Annotated in this window: 18 protein-coding genes; 9 read left to right on the forward strand and 9 right to left on the reverse strand. The window is 69.7% G+C overall.

Annotation, left to right across the window (positions count from 1 at the left end):
* Positions 1-25: 25 nt before the first annotated feature.
* Complete coding sequence (locus ACFJGU_RS08095) at positions 26-5,764, reverse strand: Ig-like domain-containing protein (protein ID WP_382309275.1); 5,739 nt, start codon at positions 5,762-5,764, stop codon at positions 26-28.
* A gap of 319 nt (positions 5,765-6,083) precedes the next feature.
* Between ACFJGU_RS08095 and ACFJGU_RS08100 the strand changes: the two genes are divergently transcribed.
* Together ACFJGU_RS08100 and ACFJGU_RS08105 are read left to right on the forward strand one after the other, a co-directional pair.
* On the forward strand, positions 6,084-7,001 hold the full coding sequence (locus tag ACFJGU_RS08100) for a M15 family metallopeptidase (RefSeq protein WP_382309277.1): 918 nt from the start codon (positions 6,084-6,086) through the stop codon (positions 6,999-7,001).
* Between the two features lie 78 nt (positions 7,002-7,079).
* The gene (locus ACFJGU_RS08105; RefSeq protein WP_382309279.1) at positions 7,080-7,961 is read left to right on the forward strand and encodes an amidase domain-containing protein; all 882 of its coding nucleotides are present in this window, start codon (positions 7,080-7,082) and stop codon (positions 7,959-7,961) included.
* Between the two features lie 3 nt (positions 7,962-7,964).
* Here ACFJGU_RS08105 and ACFJGU_RS08110 read toward each other — a convergent pair whose 3' ends face one another.
* Positions 7,965-8,834 (reverse strand): alpha/beta fold hydrolase, encoded by an 870-nt coding sequence (locus ACFJGU_RS08110; protein ID WP_382309281.1) that lies wholly within the window; start codon positions 8,832-8,834, stop codon positions 7,965-7,967.
* Positions 8,835-8,858: 24 nt separating this feature from the next.
* Here ACFJGU_RS08110 and ACFJGU_RS08115 point away from each other — a divergent pair, with 24 nt between their 5' ends.
* Both ACFJGU_RS08115 and ACFJGU_RS08120 read left to right on the forward strand, forming a co-directional pair.
* Positions 8,859-9,464: a TetR/AcrR family transcriptional regulator gene (locus tag ACFJGU_RS08115; protein WP_382309283.1), complete on the forward strand. Its 606-nt coding sequence runs from the start codon at positions 8,859-8,861 to the stop codon at positions 9,462-9,464.
* 242 nt (positions 9,465-9,706) lie between these two features.
* On the forward strand, positions 9,707-11,458 hold the full coding sequence (locus ACFJGU_RS08120) for a RecQ family ATP-dependent DNA helicase (protein ID WP_382309285.1): 1,752 nt from the start codon (positions 9,707-9,709) through the stop codon (positions 11,456-11,458).
* Here ACFJGU_RS08120 and ACFJGU_RS08125 read toward each other — a convergent pair.
* Genes ACFJGU_RS08125 through ACFJGU_RS08145 form a run of 5 tightly spaced genes read right to left on the reverse strand, consistent with a single transcriptional unit; the run spans position 11,455 to position 16,254 of the window.
* Entirely contained in the window at positions 11,455-12,906 is a 1,452-nt protein-coding gene (locus ACFJGU_RS08125) for an amidohydrolase family protein (protein ID WP_382309287.1), read from the reverse strand. The genes ACFJGU_RS08120 and ACFJGU_RS08125 overlap by 4 nt on opposite strands.
* 51 nt (positions 12,907-12,957) lie before the next feature.
* The gene (locus ACFJGU_RS08130) at positions 12,958-13,332 is read right to left on the reverse strand and encodes a hypothetical protein (RefSeq protein WP_382309289.1); all 375 of its coding nucleotides are present in this window, start codon (positions 13,330-13,332) and stop codon (positions 12,958-12,960) included.
* Complete coding sequence (locus ACFJGU_RS08135; protein ID WP_382309291.1) at positions 13,329-14,222, reverse strand: hypothetical protein; 894 nt, start codon at positions 14,220-14,222, stop codon at positions 13,329-13,331. Before ACFJGU_RS08135 ends, ACFJGU_RS08130 begins: the two co-directional genes overlap by 4 nt.
* A 39-nt stretch (positions 14,223-14,261) precedes the next feature.
* Positions 14,262-15,038 (reverse strand): citryl-CoA lyase, encoded by a 777-nt coding sequence (locus ACFJGU_RS08140; RefSeq protein WP_382309293.1) that lies wholly within the window; start codon positions 15,036-15,038, stop codon positions 14,262-14,264.
* Positions 15,031-16,254 (reverse strand): CaiB/BaiF CoA transferase family protein, encoded by a 1,224-nt coding sequence (locus ACFJGU_RS08145; protein ID WP_382309295.1) that lies wholly within the window; start codon positions 16,252-16,254, stop codon positions 15,031-15,033. Before ACFJGU_RS08145 ends, ACFJGU_RS08140 begins: the two co-directional genes overlap by 8 nt.
* Positions 16,255-16,417: 163 nt before the next feature.
* On the opposite strand from ACFJGU_RS08145, the gene ACFJGU_RS08150 reads away from it, so the two are divergent.
* Genes ACFJGU_RS08150 through ACFJGU_RS08165 form a run of 4 tightly spaced genes read left to right on the forward strand, consistent with a single transcriptional unit; the run spans position 16,418 to position 18,680 of the window.
* The gene (locus tag ACFJGU_RS08150; RefSeq protein WP_382309297.1) at positions 16,418-17,215 is read left to right on the forward strand and encodes an IclR family transcriptional regulator C-terminal domain-containing protein; all 798 of its coding nucleotides are present in this window, start codon (positions 16,418-16,420) and stop codon (positions 17,213-17,215) included.
* Positions 17,215-17,757 (forward strand): NADPH-dependent FMN reductase, encoded by a 543-nt coding sequence (locus tag ACFJGU_RS08155; protein ID WP_382309299.1) that lies wholly within the window; start codon positions 17,215-17,217, stop codon positions 17,755-17,757. Before ACFJGU_RS08150 ends, ACFJGU_RS08155 begins: the two co-directional genes overlap by 1 nt.
* A complete protein-coding gene (locus ACFJGU_RS08160; protein ID WP_382309301.1) occupies positions 17,757-18,197 on the forward strand; it encodes a hypothetical protein in 441 nt (146 codons plus the stop codon). The genes ACFJGU_RS08155 and ACFJGU_RS08160 overlap by 1 nt, the downstream gene beginning before the upstream one ends.
* A gap of 45 nt (positions 18,198-18,242) precedes the next feature.
* Positions 18,243-18,680 carry a hypothetical protein gene (locus ACFJGU_RS08165; protein ID WP_382309302.1) on the forward strand — a complete coding sequence of 146 codons (438 nt, stop codon included), beginning with the start codon at positions 18,243-18,245 and terminating at the stop codon, positions 18,678-18,680.
* 89 nt (positions 18,681-18,769) lie between these two features.
* Here ACFJGU_RS08165 and pgm read toward each other — a convergent pair whose 3' ends face one another.
* The gene (pgm, locus tag ACFJGU_RS08170; protein WP_382309304.1) at positions 18,770-20,398 is read right to left on the reverse strand and encodes a phosphoglucomutase (alpha-D-glucose-1,6-bisphosphate-dependent); all 1,629 of its coding nucleotides are present in this window, start codon (positions 20,396-20,398) and stop codon (positions 18,770-18,772) included.
* 60 nt (positions 20,399-20,458) lie between these two features.
* Between pgm and pheA the strand changes: the two genes are divergently transcribed.
* Positions 20,459-21,391, forward strand: coding sequence for a prephenate dehydratase (gene pheA / locus ACFJGU_RS08175; protein ID WP_382309306.1), 933 nt, complete (start codon positions 20,459-20,461; stop codon positions 21,389-21,391).
* Positions 21,392-21,488: 97 nt separating this feature from the next.
* Here the strand turns inward: pheA and ACFJGU_RS08180 are convergent, their stop codons facing one another.
* Entirely contained in the window at positions 21,489-22,919 is a 1,431-nt protein-coding gene (locus tag ACFJGU_RS08180; RefSeq protein WP_382309308.1) for a phosphotransferase, read from the reverse strand.
* Between the last annotated feature and the right edge of the window lie 13 nt (positions 22,920-22,932).

Below are 22,932 nucleotides of genomic sequence, written 5' to 3' on the forward strand. Positions count from 1 at the left end.
AGCGCACGACGCGTGAGCACATCCCTCATAGCCCTGGCGACCGGATCCGTGCGTGACGCTCACCGAGGTGTTGATCGGCTCGGCCTCCGACTTGGCGGAGTCGGCAGCTGTGGCGATGACACCACCCGAGGTATCCACCATCCGCACATCGATCCGATGGGTCTCGCTGTAGCCCGCCGGGGTGGAGGTGCTGCCCGAGGCCATTCCCTTGCTCTGCCAGCCACCGCCGTCGATGCTGATCTGGAGGTCGTAGTCCCGACCGTTGCGGGCTGGCGCGCCCCAGCTGAAGCTCACCACTCGATCCCCCACCGGTCGCCTTCGCGGTCGGAGTTCCATAGGAGCCGTACGGCGAGACCGTGTTGCTCTGCCCGCTCGCACCACTCCTGTACGTCGACCCGTCAGCACTCGTGACGGTCCGCACCTGCGCGTAGTAGCTGCCGTTGTTGGGTGCGGGCACGCTCGAGCCGCTGCCGGGCAAGGAACTCCAGCCACCGCCGTTGAGCGAGTACTCGTAGCTCGCCGACGGAGCACCGTTGAGGTTGCCGGGGGTGAACGAGATGGTCAGCGAGTTGTCCCCGGCGGTGGCACTGACGTCGGTCGGAGCGTCCGGGGGGTTGAACGCGCGTCGGGGCGACGAGGCCGGCGACGCCTGACCGAGGCCGGCCTTGTTCTTGGCTTGCACGGTGAAGGTGTAGTCGGAGCCGACAGGAACGGCGACAGTCAGGGAGGTCTCCGTGACATCCGTCTCCCGATAGAGCGCGCCGCCTTGATAGATGGAGACGTGGTACGAGGAGATCGCGTCGCCGTTGGCGGCCGGAGCGGTCCAGCTCACGTTCATCTGGGTCTGGGCGCCCACCGAGTCGACGCGCGACGTGGTGGGGGCGGCCGGGGCGTCGGGGGCGCGGGCGGGGATCTCGGCGGCCGACCAGGCGCTGAAGTCGCTCGGCTCCGGGGCGCGGTTCACGGCCTGCACCCGCACCTGGTAGGCGGTGCCGTTGGCGAGGCCCTCCCACACCAGCGAGTTGCCGGTGACGTTGTACCGGGAAGCCGCGCCGCGCTCGGGAGCGGGAGAGATCTCGAGGTTGTAGGAGATGACCGCCGAACCGTGGGTGGGTGGGGTGACCCAGCTCACGGCGAGGCTCTGGTCGCCGAACACCAAGGTCGGGGGTGCGGGCTGGTCGGGCCGAGCATCCGGTCGGGCCGGGCCCGACGAGGGCGACGGATCGGACACGCCGACGGAGTTGGTCGCGGTGACGGTGAAGTAGTACTCGACGTCGTTGGTAAGACCGTCGAGCGTGCAGGTCGTCGACGCACAGCTCTTCGAGTAGCCGTTCTGGCTGGTGACGGTGTAGCTCGTGATCTCGGCGCCGTTGTTCACGGGCGGGCTCCACGAGAGCACCACGGTGCGGTCCTGGATGCTCGTCACCGACGGGGTCGACGGAGCGTCGGGCCGGCCCTGCACGGTCACCTGGATGCGGGCGTCGGCCGTGCGATCGGGCTCGCCCGTCGCATCCTGGACGGTGTACCGCACCACCATCGTTCCCACGAAGTCGGCCGCCGGCGTCACGTCCACCGAGGTGCCGTTGACGTTCGCCGAGCCGTTGCCGGTCTCGATCGTGGCGCTGGTGATGGTGAGGGGGGTCTCGGGGAACGGGTTGTAGTCGTTCGCCAGCACGGGAACCGACGCGGTGGTGCCCTGATTGAGCTGCGGCACCACGTCATCGGTGGCCGACGGGGGGTTGCGCGTGGTGGAGAGCACGTTCACCGTGACGCTGCCGCGCACGGGCGAGTTCGTGCCGTCGGAGATGTCGATGTCGAGGGTAGACGGGTTGCGCGGTGCGTTCGCGGCGGCGGTCACCACGAGGGTGGTGCCGTCGATGCGCGCCGAGATGCCCTGCGCCGGCTGGCCGGAGAGCGCGAAGCTCATGCGGTCGAGGTCGCCGTCGTCGGGATCGACCGTCTTCGCGAGCAGGTCGACCGTGCCCTGACCGTCGCCGGCCGAGACGTCGAGGTTCGCTCCCACGAAGGTCGGAGGGGTGTTGTAGTCGCTGATCACGGTGATCGGGATGACCAGGGTCGCCTTCTTACCGGCGGGATCGTCGGGTCCGGTGCCGTCGGTCACCTCGAAGCTCAGCGCATCCGGGCCGTCGTAGCGCGGCTTCGGCGTGTAGCGCATCGTGTTCTCGTCGACCACGAGGGAGTCGCCGTTGGAGTTCGAGGCCACCACCTTCGCAGCCTCGGTGATGCGGGGGGTCTTGCCGGCGGCCACGAGCACGTAGTCGTCGAGCTCGATGTCGACCGTGTCGCCGTCGTTGACGACGATGGGCTCGATGCCCGGCTTCAGCACCGGTGGGAGGTCGTCTACCCCGGGCACCGTGAGGAAGGCCGAGGCGGTGAGGCCGTCCTGGTCGGAGATGGAATACGTGATGATCTGCGGCGTGGGCAGGAGCTGCACCCGCACCAGGCCGTCGCCGATCGCGCTCGCCGTGGTCTCGGTCGCGGCCACCGACACGGTCAGGGCGTCGATGGTGCCGTCGGGGTCGTCGTCGTTCTTGCGCACGTCGACGTCGGCGAACGGACGGTCGACGGCGTCGGCGACGGGAAGCACGTCGTCGCGGGCGATGGGTGTCGCGAGTGGGGCGTCGGGGTCGACGGTCAGCTGCAGGGTCCCGACGGCGGTCGCATCCCACCGGTCCACGATCGTGTACTGCACGCTGTAGTCGCCCGGCGTCTGCGGTGCCGTGACGAGCACCCGTCCGTCCTTCACCTCTGCCTCGACGCCGTCGGGCACCTCGAGGCCGGAGGCCTTGATGGCGATCGGGTCGCCGTCCGGATCGGTGTCATTGGCCATCACGTCGACCGCGACCGTGCGGCCCGGGCGAGCGGAGACCAGATCCTTCACCGCGTACGGCGCCTGGTTCGACTCGCTTGCCGGGATGATGCCCACCAGGATGCTGGCCGTGGCGGCGGCGCCCAGCTTGTCCTTCACCCGGTAGGTGAACTTGTCGGTGCCGATCGATTCCGGGTAGGCCTCGTAGACCAGCCACGCTTCGCCGACCTCGGTGATGCGCCCCTTCGAGGGCGCGGAGTCCTGGCCCACGAGCTGCACCGAGTCACCGTCGGGGTCGATGCTGTCGAGCGGGATCGGGATGCGCACCGTGGTGCCCTGCAGGGCCCGGATCGTCACGTCCTGCGGCCGGGGCGGCGAGTTCGTGCCCTCGTCGGGGGCGACGATGCGGATGGTGATGTAACCGGCATCCTTCTGTCCCTGCGAGTCCACCGCCTCATAGGTCGCGTTCACGGTCTTCGCCTCGGGGCCCGCCTTGAAGCGCACCACGTCCTCGGCCACGAAGATGTCGCCGTCGGCGGGGTCGGGCGTCTCGATCAGCGTCGGCGACAGCGTGATCGTGTCGCCGTTCGGGTGGTGGTCGTTGGCGAGCACGGGGATCGTCACCACGTCGCCGGCGCGCACCGTGACGGTGTCGTTCTCGGCCACCGGAGGCAGCAGGCGATCCGGCGCCGGGATCGGCGTCACGAACACCTCGCCTCGCGCCGTGGCCACGCCGTTCGACACGGTGTAGGCGATGGTGAGCGGATCGGAGAGGCCGCGGTCGGTGATGCGGAGGATCTCGTGCTCCAGCACCTCGACGCTCACCCCCGCGTTGGCGGGGAACTGCACCGACTGCACCGCGAGGATGCCGCCGTTCGGATCGGTGTCGTTGGCCAGAACGTTCACGAGGGTCTTGCCGCCGGTGGGCAGCTGGGCGGTGTCGCGCACGGCGATCGGCGGATCCTCGGTGTTCTTCGCCTCCTTCACGTCGACGCGCACGAGACCCTCAGCGGTCTTGGGGCCGTCGGAGACGAGGTACTGCACGTAGAACTGGCCCACGATCGAGCCGGTGAAGTCGAACGTGCCCGTGGTGTAGTCGGGCTCGATCACGGCGCCGTCCACGGGCGTCACCTTGGCCAGACGCAGCGGCGCCCCGCTCGGGCTGAGATCGTTCTCCAGTGGTGCGACGGTGATGCGCTCGCCGACGGTGGCCACCACGAGGTCGAGGTTGGTGATGGGGGCGAGCGAGCCGGAGTCGCGCACCAGGAACCGGAGCGTCGCCTCCGTGTCGGCGCGCCCGTCGGAGACGACCACCGTCACGTCCTTGGGGCCGGTGTCGGTGGTGAGGCTCGTGAAGGTGATCAGACCGTCCGGCCGGAACTGAACCTGGTCGCCGGAGCCGATGGTGGCGCTCTTGACGTACATGTCGTCGCCGTCGGGGTCGCGGAAGTCGGGGATCACGTTGTGGCTGGTGGTGGCGCCCACCTCGGTGAGCACGTTGCCGATGTCCTGCTTCTGCACGGGTGCGCTGTTCTGACCGTCGGTGCGCACCGTGAGCGACACCCGGGCCGTATCGGTTCCGCCGCGACCGTCGTCGGCCGTGTAGCTGAAGCTCGCCGAGCCCGAGGCATCCGGAGAGACGATGACCTGGAGGGCGGCGCCGTTCAAGATGCGCTGCACCTCGCCGATGCCGGGCTGCGGCCCGTCGAGAGCTGCCGTCAGCACGTCGCCGTCGGGGTCGATGTCGTTGTCGAGCACGGGGAGGATGACGGTGCGGCCAGGGCGCACGCCGTAGTCGTCGTCGACGGCCTCGGGCGGGGTGTTCTCCTCGGAGCGGTCGGGCAGGATGACCTGCAGCTCCTCCTCGGTGGAGTCGTCCTCCTCCTCGGAGTCGCTCTGCTCGGGCGGCGGGGCGATGTCGTCCCAGTTCTCCACCTTCTTCATGTCCTGGTTCACCAGGTAGACCACGCCCGTGGAGAGATCGTTGAGCACGACGACGTCGCGGTTCACCCGGAAGCGCAGTTCCGCGTTGGCGGCGAGGCCGTCGATGGAGGACTCGACGTCGTTCGCGTCGCCTGAGCAGTCGCGCAGGTAGTCGGCCGATCCCGACCAGGCCGCGTAGGCGCATCCGTTGAGGAACACCGGGGCCGCGGGTGTTCCGGGCTCGCCCGAACCGGCGGGGAGCACGGTGGCGTCGCCGCCGTCGAGCGGCTGGCGGAGGAGGGAGGTGCCGGTGGCGATCAGCACGTCGGAGGAGGCGGGGCCGGGGCCCTGCACCACTCCGCCCTTGGCGTCGAGGGTCACTTCGCGCCCGCCGGGGAGGTACACGGTGCCGGAGGTCGAGTCGAAGACGACGGCGTCGTCGCCGACCGCGGTGAGCGTGAGGGCGGCACCCTCCTCGATGTCAGGGAAGGTCGCGGTCTCCGGGTCTTCGGGGAGCTTGCCTTCCTCGTCGAGCGGGAAGGTGAGCAGGGTTCCGGCGCTGGTGGAGAGGGCGTGCACGTTGCCGTCGACGTCGGCGATCGCAGCTCCTCCGCCGCCGAGCTCGGCCAAGGGCTTCTCGGGGTCGAGCACGAAGGAACCCACCTGGCTCGAGGGGGTGGCGTAGAGGTTGCCGGTCTCCCGGTCGACGAGCGTGACCGTCGGCCCGCCGAGCGACACCGACGACTCCGGGGGAAGCACCACGGGGGCCTCGAGCGAGACCGTCATGGGGTTGACCGGTGTCAGGGTGGCGCCCGCTTGATCGACGAGCAGCACGGTCTCGCCGGTCTGCAGCACGTCGAAGTCGGTCGACGAGGTGCGGAGGCCTCCGTCGATGACCTGCGCGGGGTAGTTGAGGTGTCCGAGCAGCAGTCCGGTGGGCTTCGTGACCCAGACACCGCCGTCGTTCAATTCGACGTCGGCGGTCTGCACGCCCTCGTAGACGAATGCCATCGTCGTGACGCCTACCGCGAGCGCGGTGATGGCGGCAACCGAAACACTCGTCGCCTTGTGGCGGCGCATGGCCTCGAAAAGCCTCACAGGTCCCCGAATCGTCGGTCGTTGAACGGCGGTTTGGGCAAGGCTGAACGGAATCACACGATGCGGGCAGCTCCGGCGATCATCGGCACGACCTTTCGGGTCGGACGTGCCCCGTACACAGCGATTCAAGCATGATTCGGGAAAGCCGCCAAAACGACAAGTGCCGATTTGTAGGGGAGTTCTCCCCATTGCGTATCCGGCTCCTCCGATACTCCGGCGCTAGGCTGGCCCGGTGTCGAGGACCACGGAGCGCATGCGACGCGATCGCGCGCGTCGCACACGCCGCAACCGGGCGATCGCGGCCGCCGTCGCGACCGTGGCCGTCGCCGCCGTCGTGGCCACCGGAACCCTCTTCGCCACCGGTGTCTGGAGTTTCGGAGGCGACCCGTTGGCCGCCGCTCCCGTCTCGTCGACGCGCGTGAGCGCATCCGCGACCCCCAGCAGCACCCCGACGCCGTCTGCTACCGTTCCCGACATCCCCGCGCCCGCCTTCACCCCAGAACCCACCCCGCCGCCGCCTCCGGCCTTCGACAAGGCGGCGCTCTCGATCGACGACCCGACGAGCCCCTGGGTCGTGGTGAACAAGCTGCGCCCGCTGCAGAACGGTGCCGACTACGTGCCGCCGGACCTCGTCGACCTCCCCGCCGACATGCCGAACCCCAACGGCTATCAGATGCGGGCGGATGCCGCGGCCTCCCTCGAGGAGATGTTCCACGCCGCGCTGAACGAGATCGGCGTGCAGCTCGTGGCGCAGAGCGGCTACCGCTCCTACAGCGTGCAGGTGCGGGCCTACGACTACTACGTGAACCAGCTCGGAACCGCCGGCGCCGACCTCACCAGCGCCCGCCCCGGCTACAGCGAGCACCAGACCGGCATGGCCATGGACATCCTCGACACGGTCTCCGGATGCTCCACCGACGGCCGCTGCTTCGCCGACACCGCCGCCGGCCAGTGGCTCGCCGCGAACGCCTACCGTTTCGGCTGGGTGCTGCGCTATCCGGATGGCGGCACCCCTGTCACCGGGTACGAGTTCGAGCCCTGGCACTACCGCTGGGTCGGCGTGCCGCTGGCCACCGAGATGCACGACACGGGCATCTCCACCCTCGAGGAGTTCTTCGGGCTGCCGGCCGCCCCCGCCTACGCGCCCTGAGCCGGCTCGTCACATCCCCCTCATATGGGGCACAAATGTTCATGTGGTGCCATGGGGGAGATGTCTTTCCCGAAGAACGTGTTTTCCCTGTCCGCCGCCCTCGCCACCGCCGTGCTCGCCGCGACCCTCGCCGGGTGCACGGGCGCGCCGTCAGGAGGCGGGCCGGACGCGGCGGCCTCGCTTGCGCAGGACGCCGCGGGCGCCGACGAGCGCGTCTCCGTCGCGAGCCTCGAACCCGCCACGGGTTCCCTCGGCGGGGGAACCGAGGTCACAGTGTCCGGTGCCGGGTTCACGGATGTCGCCTCCGTCTCGTTCGGCGACTCCCCCGCGACCTCGTTCACGGCCGTCGACGAAAGCAGCCTCACGGCCGTCACGCCGCCGTCCGTCGATTTCGCCGTGGCTTCGGTTCCGGTCACCGTGACGCTCGACGACGGCAGCGAGGTCACCGCCGACGCGGCGTTCGCCTACGAGATCCAGACCCCGGTTGACAGTCAGATGAACTACGCCTTCACGTACTGGAAGGACTACAACATGGAGGAGTGGGGCCAGTTCCCCGACAACGACTGCGGCAACTTCGTGAACCAGTCGATGCTCGCCCGCGGCTGGACCCAGAGCGACGACTGGTTCAGTGAGTACACGACGACCGGCGACTACAGCCTCAGCTGGATCCGCGGCAACGAGATGGATGCCTACTACGCCTCCCGCCCCGACACCACTCGCCTGGAGCTCACCCAGCGCGATCAGGTGAAGGTGGGTGACGTGGTGATGTTCGACTGGGACCCGCAGAACGACAACGGCGTCGACCACACCATGATGGTCTCGCAGGTGGTGCCGAACCTCGACGGCTCGGTCGCCATCAAGCTCGTGGGACACACGGTCGACGCGCAGTACCGCGACCTCGACACCGCCATCACGGTCGAGAACCCGGGCGGCACCGCGCACTTCTGGTCGATCGCGTAGCGGTCACGGGTGGGCGGCCCAGAACGCGAGGATGCGCGCCGCCAGGGCCTCGGGCTGCTCGAGGGGCACGAGGGTGCGGGCGCCCGCGATCGTCACCGCCTCGGCTCCGGGCGCGCGGGCGGCTGACCGTTCGGCGTCGTCCGGTGACCAGTCGCCCCGGTCGTCGGAGGCCACGAACAGGGCCGGCACTCGGATGCCGGAGAGTTGCTCCGAGACATCCGTGCGGTCGAGGATGAACGAACGCAAGGCGAGGGTCATGCTCGCTTTGCCCGGTCGTCGCAGGCTGTCGACGACGGTTCGGCGGATGTCCGGGTCGGCTGCCGACGCATCCGTCAGCATCGCGCTGACCACGGCGTCGCGCACCGGGCCGACCGGTCCGGCCACGCGGAGCAGCGGCTTGAGCACCTGGATCTGCCGGCGCAGGCCCGACGGGATCGCCTCCGCCGGCGAACTGACCGCCACCAGGGTGCGCAGGAGGGCCGGGTCGTCGGTGGCCAGGCCGAAGCCGACGTGGCCGCCGAAGGCGTTGCCCACCCAGTCGGCGCGGGTGTCGGCAGGGGAGTTCGTCCCGGTGGCGGTCTCGGCGCGCACACCGAGGTGCGCGAGCAGCTCGCGCGCCGCATCCGTCGCCTCGGCGATGCTGCTGCGTCGTCGTAGCGGATCGCTCAACCCGAGCCCCGGCGGGTCGACGAGCACGATGCGCCGCGGCACGGGGCTGCCCGCAGCAAGCAGGGGGACGATCCTGTCCCAGGTGTGCCCGTCGACGAACATCGAGGGCCAGAGCACGGTCGGGCGGCCGGTGCCGGCGATCCGTACGTGCAGACGACCGAGCCGGGTCTCCACCCGCTCGGACTGTTCGGTCATGGTGTGCATGAATTTGATGTTATCCTAAGTGACATGAAAGCACGAGAGCCCCGCGAATACCGGATGTCGGCCCGCGCCGACTCGGCTGAGCTCACCCGCGAGCGCATCATCGACGCGATGCTGGTGCGGTTCTCGACCACGCCGTACGAGCGCATCCGGCTCGACGACATCGCGGCCGACGCGGGGGTGACCGTCCAGACCGTCATCCGCCGGTTCGGGGGCAAGCCGGGGCTCATGACGACGGTGGTCGAGCGCGAGCTCGGTCGCATCGCGGCCGCGCGCGAGGCCGCGGCGGGCGATTCGCCCACGCCGGCCGAGACGGTTGCGGCCCTCGTGGAGCACTACGAGCGCTACGGCGACCTCATCCTGAAGACCTACTCCGAGGCGCCGCTCGTGCCGGGCCTTTCCGAACTCGCGGCCCAGGGCCGGGAGTACCACGTCGACTGGTGCCGCCGCGCTTTCGACGCGGCGCTCGATCCCGCTCTCGACGGCGTCACCCGCCGGCGCCGCGTGGCGCAGATCGTGGCGATCTGCGACGCCACGACCTGGCACATCCTCCGTGCCGACGGCTCGCTCACCCCCACCGAGACCGAGAGCGCCCTGCTCGAGCTGCTGCTCCCGCTCCTCGCTCATCTCTGAGCGGCACGCCGTCGTTTCGGGCGAAGCTGAGCGCACCTGAGGCCGCAGAGAGGGATGATGCTGCTCACGTTCGCCCGAAGCGACGTGCCCCGGGCGATCGGCTCGAGTTTCGGGAGGAGCTGCGTGCAACGAAGGCCGTATACGGGCGTCGTGTGGCGCTCCTCCTCCCGAAACGGGCGGCGGGCGCGATTGCGGGCCGGGTGCGGCCGCGCGAGGATGGCAGCGCGAGGAAGGCGGGCCGGATGTCCGAGGTGCGAAGCGATGACATCGCCGAGGTCGCCCGTCGGGTGTTCGGTTGGGCCGAGCTCCGGGCCGGGCAGGAGGAGGCTGTCGCAGCAGTCGTCGGCGGCACCGATGTGCTCGCCGTGATGGCCACGGGCTACGGCAAGTCGGCCATCTACCAGCTCGCCGGCCACCTGCTCGACGGACCGACCGTGGTGGTGTCGCCGCTCATCTCCCTGCAGCTCGACCAGGTGCGCCACATCGGCGAGTCCACCGGATGGACGGATGCGGTCGCGGTCAACTCCGGTCAGTCGAAACGCGCCAACACGGCGGCCTGGACGGCGGTAGCGAACGGCGAGGCCGAGTTCATCTTCCTCGCGCCCGAGCAACTCGCGCGCGAGGAGATCATCCACGAGCTCACCACGCTCGACGTGGGTCTCGTGGTGGTGGACGAGGCGCACTGCGTCTCCGCGTGGGGGCATGACTTCCGGCCCGACTACCTGCGTCTCGGCGGCATGATCGAGCGGCTGGGCGGCCCGCGCATCCTCGCGCTCACGGCGACCGGGTCGGCTCCGGTGCGCGAGGAGATCGTGCGCCGGCTGGGCATGCGCGATCCGCGGATCTTCGTGCGCGGCTTCGACCGCCCGAACGTGCACCTCGCCGTGGTTCGCCATGAGAGCGCACACGAGAAGGACCGGGCGGTGCTCGCGCAGGTGCAGGCCTCGGCCAAACCAGGTCTGGTCTATGTCGCCACCCGCGGCGAGACCGAGCGGATGGCCGGTGAGCTGCAGGCGAGCGGGATGCGATCGGCCGCCTACCACGGAGGTCTCAGCTCGAGCGGGCGCCGCGAGGTGCACGAGAGGTTCCAGGCTGACGGGCTCGATGCCGTGGTCGCGACCTCGGCCTTCGGGATGGGGATCGACAAGCCGAACGTGCGCTTCGTGGTGCACGCCGACATCACCGACTCGATCGACTCCTACTACCAGGAGGTCGGCCGCGGGGGTCGCGACGGCGAGCCGGCGACCGCGACGCTGCACTACCGCCAGGAGGACCTGGGTCTGCGCCGCTTCTTCGCCGGCGGCGCGCCGGAGGAGCAGCACGTGGACGCGGTGGTGCGGACACTGACGGGCCACGGAGGCACGGCCGCGGGTGGCGCGGCGGGCGACGGGAGTGCGGGTGCGGGTGGCGCGGCGCACCGCGTGGGCGTGGGCACAACGGTCGACCGCGGCGACGAACGCGCGCCTCTCGGCCTGCCCGAGCTCGCGCGGGCCACGGGCCTGTCCGACCACACGGTCGGCACCGTCGTGAATCTCCTCGTCGAAGCCGGTCTGGCCGCCGAGCGGGCCGAGGGCATCGCCCTCCTCCGCGACGTCACGCCGAAGCAGGCGCGCACCGCCGTCGCCGAGGCCGCCGACCACCGGCTGCAGATCGAGGAGTCACGGCTCGCGATGGTGCGCGCCTACGCCGAGACGCTCGGCTGCCGCCGCCGGTTCCTCTTGGCGTACTTCGGCGACGAGTTGGCCGAGCCGTGCGGCAATTGCGACACCTGCGAGAGCGGGACCGCCTACCGGCAGCAGCCGGGCACCGCGGCGCAGGCCGAGTCCTCCTCCGCGGCATCCGGATTCCACGAGGGTCAGCGGGTGCGCCACGCCGCCTGGGGAGAGGGCGAGGTGGTGAGCGTGGAGCCCGACCGCCTCACGGTGTTCTTCGAGAGCAAGGGCTACCGTGTGCTCTCCCGGCAGGCCGTCGCCGAGGGGCACCTCTTGAGTTAGGCCTCGTGCGTCGCCGAGGTGCGGAACTCGGTGTACATGTACGGGTTGTCGAGCACCTTGGTCTCGGGGATCTCGGGATTCATGCCGGAGTGCCACACCTCCTCGCCCATCGTCGCGCGCAGGTAGTCGACCGTGTTCTCGACGGCGGCCCGGGTGCGGGCCAGGTCATGTCCCACGAGCGACCCGTCGTACTTCGCGATGCGGCCGTCCACCATCACGGTGTGCACGTCGGCGCGGCCCACCTGCAGGGCGACGTGCCCGTAGGGGTTCGTGATGGGGAACATCGAGGGCGAGTTGTCGTTCTTCAGCAGCACCACGTCGGCCTTCTTGCCCACGTTGAGGCTTCCGGTCACGGCATCCAGTCCGAGGGCCCGGGCCCCGCCGCGGGTGGCCCAGTCCACCACGTGCTCGGCCCGCAGGTGCGAGTGCGTCACGGTGTCGCCCTTCTCGTGCGCCTTGAGGTGCTCCCAGGAGCGGTCGGCACCGAGGGTCGAGCGCATCGCCGTGAAGAGGTCGCTCGAGAACCAGACGCTGGTGTCGACCGACAGCGACATCGGGATGCCGTGCTCGCGCAGCGCCCACGACGGCGGGTAACCCTGTCCGCAGCTCTGCTCGCTCTCGGTCGCGAGCGACACCGATCCGCCGGTCGCCGCGATGCGGTTGTAGGAGTCGTCGCTGAGCGTCGCCGCGTGCACGTAGATCGTCTCGGGCGTCATGAACCCGTTCTCGTGCATCAGCCGGATGCCGTCGTCGTTCGTGGCGCCCCACACCCCGGCGTGCGTCGTCACCGCGAGGCCGAGCTCGCGAGCCGCCTCGAACGCGCCGCGTTCGGGGAACGCGGGGTCGCCCGTCACATCGAAGGCGAGCTGGAAACGCAGCATGTCGTCGCCCCGGTTGTTCGCCTTCACGAACGCCTGGAAGTCGGGGTTCGCCGCCCACTCCCACGGCGCCCCGAAGATGTTGCCGGGCGCGAACACGAAGCGCCCGGCCGAGTCGCGCAGTGACTGCAGGGCGGCCTCGGCGTGCTCGATGGTGCGCAGCCCGTGCGACCAGTCGACCGTGGTGGTGACTCCGGCGTCGATGGCGTCGAGGGCCGAGAGGGCATTGCCGGCGTAGATGTCCTCGGGCCGGAAGTGCTGGCCGTACTCGAGGTAGTACCAGACGAAGTACTGCGTCAGCGTCCAGTCGGCGCCGTAGCCGCGCATCGCGGTCTGCCACATGTGGCGGTGGGTGTCGATCATGCCGGGCATCAGGATGCCGCCGGCCGCGTCGATCTCGACGGTGCCCTCGGGCACGGCGAGGGCGGTGCCGACGGCGGCGATCTCATTGCCGATCACGAGCACGTCGCCGTGCGGGATGACGTCGTGCCGGTCGTTCATGGTGAGCACGAGGGCGTCGCGGAAGACGACGGGCCGGCCGTCGGTGGGAAGGGCGTCAGCGGTGGACATGGGCGGCTCCTTTGCCGAAGAAGGATGGAAGAAGGGGTGAGCGAAGGGGGGTCAGAGGGCGACGGTCGGGTAGTCCTTGCCGAGCCAGTGCGAGAGCTTCGTGGCGTACTCGCGCTGGAACGACAGCGGGCCCTGCGAGGCGGCGTAGTCCTCGTCGTAGATGGCGATGAAGATGGTGAGGCAGAGGAAGAAGTGCGCGCCCATCTCGAACAGCGCCACGTAGTCGTGATCGATCAGGGCACGGCGCTCCTCGGGTTCGAACGAGAGCCAGGTGGTGCGCTCGACCGGGTCGCCGTTGCCGAGCTGCCGCCCGAGACTGGCCTCCCAGTGCTCGATCAGCCCCACGGGGTCGTCCTTGTAGGCCGCCAGGAGCTCCGGGTCGCGGTCGACCTGGAACAGGAACTTGTTCACGTAGTACTTGCTCATCGCACGCCGTCCCCTCCGCGAACCGCACCGCGCGGATCACCGTTCGGATACCAGGTGAAGTACGCCTCCATGGTGTGGAAGAGGTCGAGGTTGTCGACGTAGTCCGCCTTCTCTGGCCCCGCGATGCCCATCATCAGGATGAGGTCCATGAAGCCGTGGGTCGCGTTGCCGGCCCCCGACATGGAGTCGTGCGTGACGTTCGCCAGGATCGCGTCGATGTCGCCGTTCGAGAGCCACTCGATCGCATTCCGGTCGAACACCGGATCGGGCCCGGTCTCCCCGAACTGCCGCGGACCGCCGAGTTCGAGCGAGAGGTGCCCGCTGCCGACCGCGGCGATCTTCTTGTCCGAGGGGTACTCGTCGATGATCGACCGGATGGCGCGCCCCAGGTCCCAGAAGCGCTTCGGCGAAGGCAACGGCGGCGCGAAGATGTTGGTGTAGATCGGCACGATCGGCAGGTCGGCATCCGGCCGCGTGGTGATGATCGGGCAGATGATCGAGTGGTCGATCTTCAGCTCGTGGCTCACCGAGAAGTCGAAACCGCGGTCGAGCAGCCCCTGCAGCATGAAGCCCGAGAGCTCCTCGTGCCCGTCGAGCACGTAGCGCGGGATGCTGAACTCGCGCTCCTCGTTGTAGAAGGTCGCGTCGTACTTCGGCTGCTTCCCGATGAGGAAGGTCGGGTAGTTGTCGTGGAAGAACTGGTGAAAGTGATCGGCTCCCACCATCACCAGGATGTCGGGCTGCGCGGCCGTGAGGGTCTCGCGATAGGCCTCGACCTTGCGCTTCCACTCGGCGGCCTGCGGGATGCGCTGGTCGGGCGGGGTCAGCTCGGTGGCTTTGAGGAAGAACGGGTGGTGCGTCGTCGCGAGCACCGCGCTCAGTTCTGCCATGGTCTCTCCTTCGAGTGCTTCGGTGACGGATGCCGCGGGTCAGGGTTCGTAGACCGCGTTGCGGTCGACCTCGGCGTAGACGGTGGGGCCGATGGGGTTCTCGTGCTCTTCGGCGAGGTGACCGATCAGGCCGGCGGTGCGGGCCAGCAGGGCGAAGCCCCGCAGCAGATCGACGGGGAGGCCTGCATCGGCGAGGGCGGCGCCGGCGACTCCCGCGCCGTTCAGCGGGAGGGTGCGGCCGAGGATCTCCGGATGCACGCGCCCGATCGCCTCGAACAGCTCCAGGTGTGCGCCCTTCACCCCGGCCTCCTCGGCGATGCCGATGATCACGGGCGTGCGCGGGTCGCCGTTCTTGTGCACCGGATGCCCGAGCCCCGGGATCTTGTCGCCTTCGGCCCGGGCCGCCGTGATGGCCGCGCGGGCCGCGTCGTCCCACTGCTCCGGTGTCCAGGCATCCGTGTCGCCCAGCGTGAGCACCACCCCGTGCAGGAACTGGCCGGTGTCCTCGGTGACACCGAGGAACCGTGATCCCCCACCCAGCAGGCCCGCGGCGATGGCGCCCTGCAGCGACTCGGGCGCGCTGTAGTAGGTGAGCCGCGCCGCGATCGCGGTGGGGGTGAAGCCATGATCGGCGAGCGAGACCAGCACGGCCTCGAACACGCGCAGTTGGCCCGGCGTCGGCCGGCGCTTCGTGGCGAGCCAGTAGGCGAGCTCGCCGAAGCTGATCTGGCCGAGGAGTTCGCTCGCGAGGTCGTGGCCGAGCAGCGAGATGGAGTCGGTGGTGCTCGTGCCGATCCCGGTCGGGTACTCAGGCATGCGGGGCTCCTTCGGGGGCGGTCGCGGGCGTAGCGGCGAGCACGGTCGCGGGCGACGCGAGCCAGTCGCGGATGAACACGTCGTGCTCGCCGAGGGTCGGCGGGGGCGAGTCGTAGCGCGGAGGGGTGCGGGAGAAGCGGATCGGGTTGCGGATCATCGGCACCGCACGCTCGCCGCTGCCCACGCTCACCACGGGTTCGAGGCCCAGCCGTTCGGCCAGGGCGACGCCGCCGTCGATGGTGTTGATGGGTCCGCAGGCGATGCCGGCCTCGGTGAGGATGTCGAACCACTCCTGGATGGTGTGCGCCGCCAGGGCCTCGACGAGCAGCGGTCGCAACTCCTCGCGGTTGCGGTTGCGTTCCTCGGTCTGGGCGAAGCGGGCGTCGTCGGCGAGTTCGGGCCGGCCGAGCGCGTGCGCGAGCTTGACGAACTGGGCGTCGTTCGCGGCCACCACGATGATCTCGCCGTCGCTGGCGGGCAGAGGCTCGTAGGGGAACAGGCTCGGGTGGGCGTTGCCCATCCGGAACGGCACCGTACCTCCGGCGACGTAGGTGGAACTGTGGTTCGCCATGGCCGCGAGAGCCGTGGAGAGCAGGTTCACCTCGACGTGCTGCCCCTCGCCGGTGGCCTGGCGGTGGTTCAGTGCGGCCAGGATGCCGACCGTCGCCTGCATGCCGGTCATGATGTCGAACACCGAGACGCCGCTGCGGTAGGCCGGGCCGTCGGGGGAGCCGGTGAGGCTCATCAGTCCCGAAGCGGCTTGCACGATCAGGTCGTAGCCCGGCAGGGCGGCGCCGCCGGCGGTGCCGAAGCCGCTGATCGAGGCGTAGATCGCGGCGGGGTTCACCGCGGCCACGGAGTCGTAGTCGAGCCCGAACTTCGTGAGCCCGCCGGGTTTGAAGTTCTCGATCACGACATCCGCCCGCCTGGCGAGCTCCAGGGCGAGCGCTCGGTCGCCTTCGTCACGGAAGTCGAGCACCACGTCGTACTTGTTGCGGTTGATGCCGAGGTAGTAGGTGGAGACGCCGTCGCGCTCGGGAGGCGCCCAGGCGCGTGTCTCATCGCCCACGGGACTCTCGACCTTCACGACGGTGGCGCCCAGATCGGCCATCTGCTGGGTGGCGAACGGGCCGGCCAGCACCCGGGAGAAGTCGGCGACGAGCAATCCCTCGAGCGGGCCGCCGGAGGTGGCGACGGCGGCGTCGGGCAGGCTCACGAAGACTCCAAATCGAAATCGGTCAAGTGTCCGCTCTGCGGATACCTGATTGAATCCCAGGCCGCTCCGACTTGTCAAGAGTTGCCCGGCTGCCTGGGATCTCGCTTCGAAATGGGGTAAGAAAGGGGGAGTCCGAAAATGGACGCTTGACCGCTGGAGGATCATGCGCGAGGCAACCGGCCCCGAGTTCATCGAGGCGATCGCGCGCGGGCTCGACGTCATCCGCGCCTTCGGCACGACCGGGCAGTCGCTCAGTCTCAGCGATCTCTCGACGGCCACCGGCCTCGCGCGGCCGACGGTGCGCCGCATCCTGCTCACCCTCGATGAGCTCGGTTACGTGCGATCCGAGAACGGATCATTCGCCCTCACTCCCCGGGTGCTCGATCTCGGCATGGCGTACGTGTCGTCGAGCAGCATCTGGGAGATCGCGCGGCCGCACCTGACCGACTTGAGCGAGGCGGTGCACGAGTCGTGCTCGCTGGCCCAGCTCGACGGATCGGATGTCGTCTATGTCGCGCGGGTGGCCGTGCCGAAGCTCGTGGCGCTCTCGGTCACCATCGGCACCCGCTTCCCGGCGGCCGCGACCTCGCTCGGCAAGGTGCTGCTCGCGGCTCTCGATCCGGCCGAGCTCTCGCGGGTGCTCGCCATCCCGTCGCGCTCGCCGGTCGTTCCCGCGTGGCAGCCGTCGGCCGAGGAACTCGAGGCGTCGTTGCGGGAGGTGCGCGCGGCCGGGTGGGCGCTCACCGATCAGCAGTTGGCGCCCGCCATCCGCTCGGTCGCGGCTCCGGTGCGCGACGGCTCGGGTCGTGTCGTCGCCGCCGTCAACGTGAACGCGCACGCCCTCGAGACGAGCGTCGAGACCCTCGTGGGTTCGCACCTCCCCCGCCTGCTGACCGCGGCGAGCGCCATCAGCGCGGATTGGGCGCGGTGGGAGAGCCGCCCGCTCGCGGAGGTGAGCTGATGACCCGGCTGCTGGTCGTGATCGCGAGCACGCGCCCCGGTCGCGTCGGCGGGGCCGTAGGTTCGTGGGTGGTCTCCCGGGCGCGGGCCTACGACAGCGGCGCGTTCGACGTGGATGTCGCCGACCTCGACGAGCTGAAGCTGCCCTTCCTCGACGAGCCGGCGCATCCGAAGCTCCGCAGCTACCTCAACGACCACACGTTGCGCTGGAGCGCCCAGGTCGACGCGGCCGACGCCTTCGTGTTCGTGATGCCGGAGTACAACCACAGCTTCTCGGCACCCGTCAAGAATGCCCTCGACTTCCTGGTGCACGAGTGGGACGAGAAGCCGATCGGCCTGGTGAGCTACGGCGGCCTGTCGGGCGGCACCCGAGCCGTGGTGGCGCTGCAGCCCGTGCTCGCCAATCTGGGCCTCCGCGGCGTGCACTCGAACGTGGAGATCGCGTGGGTGGCCGAGCACGTCGCCGACGGCGTCTTCGCCCCCACCGACCGTCACGAGCGCGCCCTCACCGCCCAACTCGACGAACTGGCCCGCCACCGCTGATGAAGCGCGCGGGGCGGTGGCTCGCCGGGTCGTTGGGGGCGCTGGTGCTGGTGGTGGTCGGCGTCATCCGATTCGTCGCTCATCCCGATGTCGGAGGCTTGGTCGGTGGCCTGGCCGCCGCCGTCGTGATCATCGGCGTCGTGGTGCTGGTGATGATGCTGCCGGCCGCGCTCGCTCTCCGCGTCGCTCGTCGGAACGCGGACGGTCCGGTGTGCCTTGCGGTGGGTGACCATTCGGTCCCCGCCGCGGTCAGGGAGTGGCGCACCGCGGAGCGGGGCGAGGTGCTGCGGTCGTACACCTACTTCGTGCTCGAGTTGACCGAGCGCGGGATCGGTGTCTGGGAGGGTGGCGCGGCCGCAGTGCGCGTTGCGCTCATCCCCGCCGACGCGATCCTCTCGGTCACGCGCGAGTACGGGCCGTTCCGCACGACGTCGCCGTGAGCGACGCGGGTGTCGACATCCACACCTGTCGAATAGGGTGGGAGGATGGGGAAGCGCTCGAGGTGGCTCGCGCTGGCGGTGGCGGTGGGCGCGCTGGCGGGGTTGGCCGGGTGCGGCTCGGCCACCGATCTGCCCGTGTTCGCGGAAGCGCAGGGGCCTGAAGACCTGCTTCCGGCCGACGGCACGCCGAACGTGATCGAAGGCCTCGACGCGTCGACGACACGGCTGCTCTGGGAGGACGCGGGCGCGACGTTCTATGCAGCCAGGATGGCGGGATCGGATGCCGCCGTGACCTGTCTGGTCATCTTCCGCGGCGAGGAGGGGGTGAGCGGCTGCGGGGGCCTTCCCGTCACGGTCGGCCTCGTCGGTCGCCCCGACTACCGGCTGGAGGCCGCGGACCTCCCCAACGGCAGCGACCAGTGGACCCGCGTCGCGGAATACCTCTACGAGGCGAAGAAACCCACCGAGAAAGGCACTCCATAAACTACGGCTCGAGACCCGAGCGGGAGGCGCTGAGCCTCACGACGATTGACGCCGGGGCTGAATCGCGGCCGTTCGGGTAGGGCGGGCGGCTAGGCGCCCAGGGCGGCGTCGACGATCGACTTGGCCTCGGCCTGCACGCGGCGGAGGTGGGCCTCGTCGACGAAGCTCTCGGCGTAGATCTTGTAGACGTCCTCGGTGCCGGACGGCCGGGCCGCGAACCAGGCGCGGTCGGTGACCACCTTCACGCCGCCCACCGCCGCACCGTTGCCGGGAGCGTGCGAGAGCTTCGCGACGATGGGATCGCCCGCCAGCTCCGTCGCAGAAATCGCCTCGCCGTCGAGCTTGGCGAGCTCGGCCTTCTGGGCCTTCGAGGCCGGGGCGTCGACGCGCTCGTAGACCGGCGCGCCGTATTCCTCGGTGAGTTCGGCGTAGTGCTGCGACGGCGTCTTGCCCGTCACCGCCAGGATCTCCGAGGCCAACAGCGCGAGCAGGATGCCGTCTTTGTCGGTCGTCCAGACCGTGCCGTCGAAGCGGAGGAAGGACGCGCCCGCCGACTCCTCGCCGCCGAACGCGACCGAGCCGTCGATGAGCCCCGGCACGAACCACTTGAAGCCCACCGGGACCTCCCAGAGGGTGCGGCCGAGCGACGATGCGACGCGGTCGATCATCGACGACGACACGAGGGTCTTCCCGATCGCGGCATCCGGAGACCAGCCCTCGCGGCGCGAGTACAGGTACTGGATGGCCACGGCGAGGTAATGGTTCGGGTTCATGATGCCGGCGTCCGGCGTCACCACGCCGTGGCGGTCGGCGTCCGCGTCGTTGCCGGTGGCGATGTCGTAGTCGTGCCGGCGGGTGACGAGCGACGCCATGGCATAGGGGGAGGAGCAATCCATGCGGATCTTGCCGTCCCAGTCGAGCGTCATGAATGCCCACTGCGGGTCGACGGTCTCGTTCACGACCTCGAGGTTGAGGCCGTAGCGGTCGCGGATGAGGTCCCAGTACTCCACGCTCGCCCCGCCGAGTGGGTCGGCGCCGATGTGGATCTTCGACTTCGCGATCGCGTCCATGTCGATCACGTTCTCGAGATCGGCCACATAGTGCTCGCGGAAGTCGTACGTTCCGGATGGCGCGGCCGAACCCCGGGCGACGCGCTTCACGTCGGCCAGCCCGCCCGCGATGAGCTCGTTGGCGCGGTTCGCGATCCAGCCCGTCGCATCCGAGTCGGCCGGTCCGCCGTGCGGCGGGTTGTACTTGAAGCCGCCGTCGGCGGGCGGGTTGTGCGACGGGGTGACGACGATGCCGTCGGCCTGGTCGTCGTGCCCCTCGCGGTTGTAGCGAAGGATGGCGTGCGACACGGCGGGCGTCGGGGTCCAGCTGTCGCGCGAATCCGTCCACACCGTCACGCCGTTGGCGTTCAGCACCTCGAGCGCCGTGTCCTCGGCGGGCTTCGAGAGTCCGTGGGTGTCGCGGCCGATGAAGAGCGGTCCGGTGATGCCCTGACCCGCCCGGTATTCCACGATCGCCTGGGTGATCGCGGCGATGTGATCCTCGTTGAACGCCGTGTTGAACGACGACCCGCGGTGGCCCGAGGTGCCGAAGATCACCTTCTGCTCGGGGTCGGTGACATCCGGGTGCAACTCGTAATAGGCCCGCACCAGGGCGTCGACGTCGATCAGGTCTTCGGGGAGGGCAACTGTGCCTGCACGCTCATGCATGCCCCAAGTCTGGCACCGCGCGGGCGCCCGCGGGTGAACGGGATCGCTAGCCTAGGAGACATGTCGGAGACCTACAGCTACCTCGGCCCATCGGGAACCTTCACCGAGGCGGCGCTCGCCCAGGTGCCGGAGGCGCAGGGCAAGGAGTGGCACTCGGTCAACAATGTGGGTGAGGCGCTCGACGACGTGGTGTCGGGGCGCAGCGTCGCCGCGATGATCGCCATCGAGAACTCGATCGAGGGCGGGGTGTCGGCGACTCAGGATGCCCTTGCGAACATCCCGGGCCTCCGCATCGTGGGCGAATACCTCGTGAAGGTGCAGTTCGTGCTCGTGGCGCGGCCGGGCACGACGCTCGACGACGTGCGGGTGGTGAACGCGCATCCGGTCGCCTACGCGCAGACGCGCAAGTGGCTGGATTCGCACTTGCCGGCCCACGGCCACATCCCGTCGACCTCGAACGTGGCCGCCGCGCTGTCGCTGTTCGAGAACGACCTGGCGGATGCCGCGGTGGCGCCCCCGCAGATCGTGCAGCACCACGCGCTCGAGGTGCTGGCCGAGAACATCTCCGACAACGCCAACGCCGTCACCCGGTTCGTGCTGGTCTCGCGCAACACGGTCTTGCCGCCGGCGACCGGGGCCGACAAGACGAGCATCATCGCGGAACTGCCCGAAGACCGCTCGGGTGCCCTGCTCGAACTGCTCGAGCAGTTCTCGACCCGCGGCGTCAACCTCTCGCTGCTGCAGTCGCGGCCCATCGGCGACGCCCTCGGCCGCTACCGTTTCGTGATCGACGCCGACGGGCACATCACCGACGAGCGGGTGGCGGATGCCCTGCTCGGCGTGCGCCGCTTCAGCCCGAACATCATCTTCCTCGGCTCGTACCCGCGCGCCGACAGATCCCCCGTGGAGTACGTGCCGCGCTACGACAACGACGTGTTCATCGAGGCGCGCGACTGGCTCCGCGCCCTGGTCACGGGCGAACCCGAGGCCTGAGGCACCGACATCCCTCGTCGACCCGTCAGTTGTGGTCGCTCTGGGCGCGCCAAAACGACCACAAGTGACGGATCGACGTGTCGGTGGGGTGGGCGGGCTAAGCGTCGACGCGGGAGCGGTCGCGGCGCGCCAGGTAGCGGATGGCGTTCGCGGGGATCGAGACCCAGTCGGGGCGGTTGCGTGCCTCGTAGCTGACCTCGTAGAGCGCCTTGTCGAGTTCGAAGGCGTCGAGCAGCGCCCGCTGCCCGCGGAGATCGAGACCCGACCGCGCTATATACCCGTCGAGGAATGCGTCCCGGGCGACGTGCGCCCACTCGCTCACAGCGGCAGCGTGCGGCGACTGCGCGTACGTGCCCGCGACGTAGTCGAAGGAGCGCAGCATGCCGGCCACGTCGCGGAGCGTGAGGTCGGGTTCGCTCCGCTCGGCCATGGGCCGCATGGGCTCGCCCTCGAAATCGAGGAGCACCCAGCCGCGCCCGGGAACCGCGAGCACCTGACCCAGGTGGTAGTCGCCGTGGATGCGCTGGCAGTCGGGCCAGTGGGCGTCCTCGGCCAGGCGGAACACCTGCTCGACGGCCTCGCCCTCGGCGGCCAGCGCCGGCACTTCGGCCACGGCCTGCACGGCGCGCTCGCGCATGCTCGCCATGATGGCCGCCTTCTCCTCGGCGGTGGTGGGGTGCACCGGGAAGAGCTGTGCCAGTTCCGTGTGCACCTGCGCGGTCGCCTCGCCGAGCGCCCGGGCCGGAGCCGCGAACGACTCCCCGGCATCCGCCGAGCGCAGGGCGACGCGCCAGGCGTCCTCGACCTCGGGGATGAACTCCTGCGCGAACGCGAGATGCCCGCTGGCACGCCCGCTCGCTTCGCGCGGATCGCGCCAGGTGCCCGTGACGTTGCCCACGGCGCGCGGGATGAGCCGCGAACCGGCGTCGGACAAGGCCGACTGCACCACGACATCCGGGTTCGGTCCGTTGCTGAGGGCCCGGAATACCTTGCAGATCACGGGCTGAGCCGGCTTGCCGTTCGGATGCACGAGGTCGTAGATGATCGAGGTGTTCGACTGCTCGCCACGCAGCACGTGCGAGTCGGTGACCCGGATGTCGGAGCTCGTCAGCGCGTGATGACCCTCCGCCTCGGCACCGTGGTAGCCCTCGCTGCGTTCGGTCTCGTCGTCGAGCATGAGCCCGAGCAGCGCGCGCGTATAGGCCGGATCGTGCGGCCCGTCGTAGACGAAGACGGGCTTGCCGTCGATCGTCGCGCGCTCGATCAGGGCGCGATCGCCGCCGAGCAGGGTGGAGGAGCGGAAGGAGAGCGGCACCTGGTAGAGCACCGGCGTCGCCGCCGATTCGTCGAGGATCAGGTGCGTTTCGAGGCCGACTTGATGCCGGTGATCGACGAGCGACCACATGCCGACGCGAGACAGGACGGGGTGCTTGGACGAGGATGCGAACCAGCGTTGATGCTGAATCCAGTCCGCAAGCGCCGGTCGCACTTCCCGAGAAAGGGGAATCTTCACCGCAGAGACGCTCATGTTCGGACACTAC

Origin of the sequence: Herbiconiux sp. UC225_62 (assembly GCF_042694625.1) — a bacterium.
Lineage (GTDB): Bacteria > Actinomycetota > Actinomycetes > Actinomycetales > Microbacteriaceae > Herbiconiux.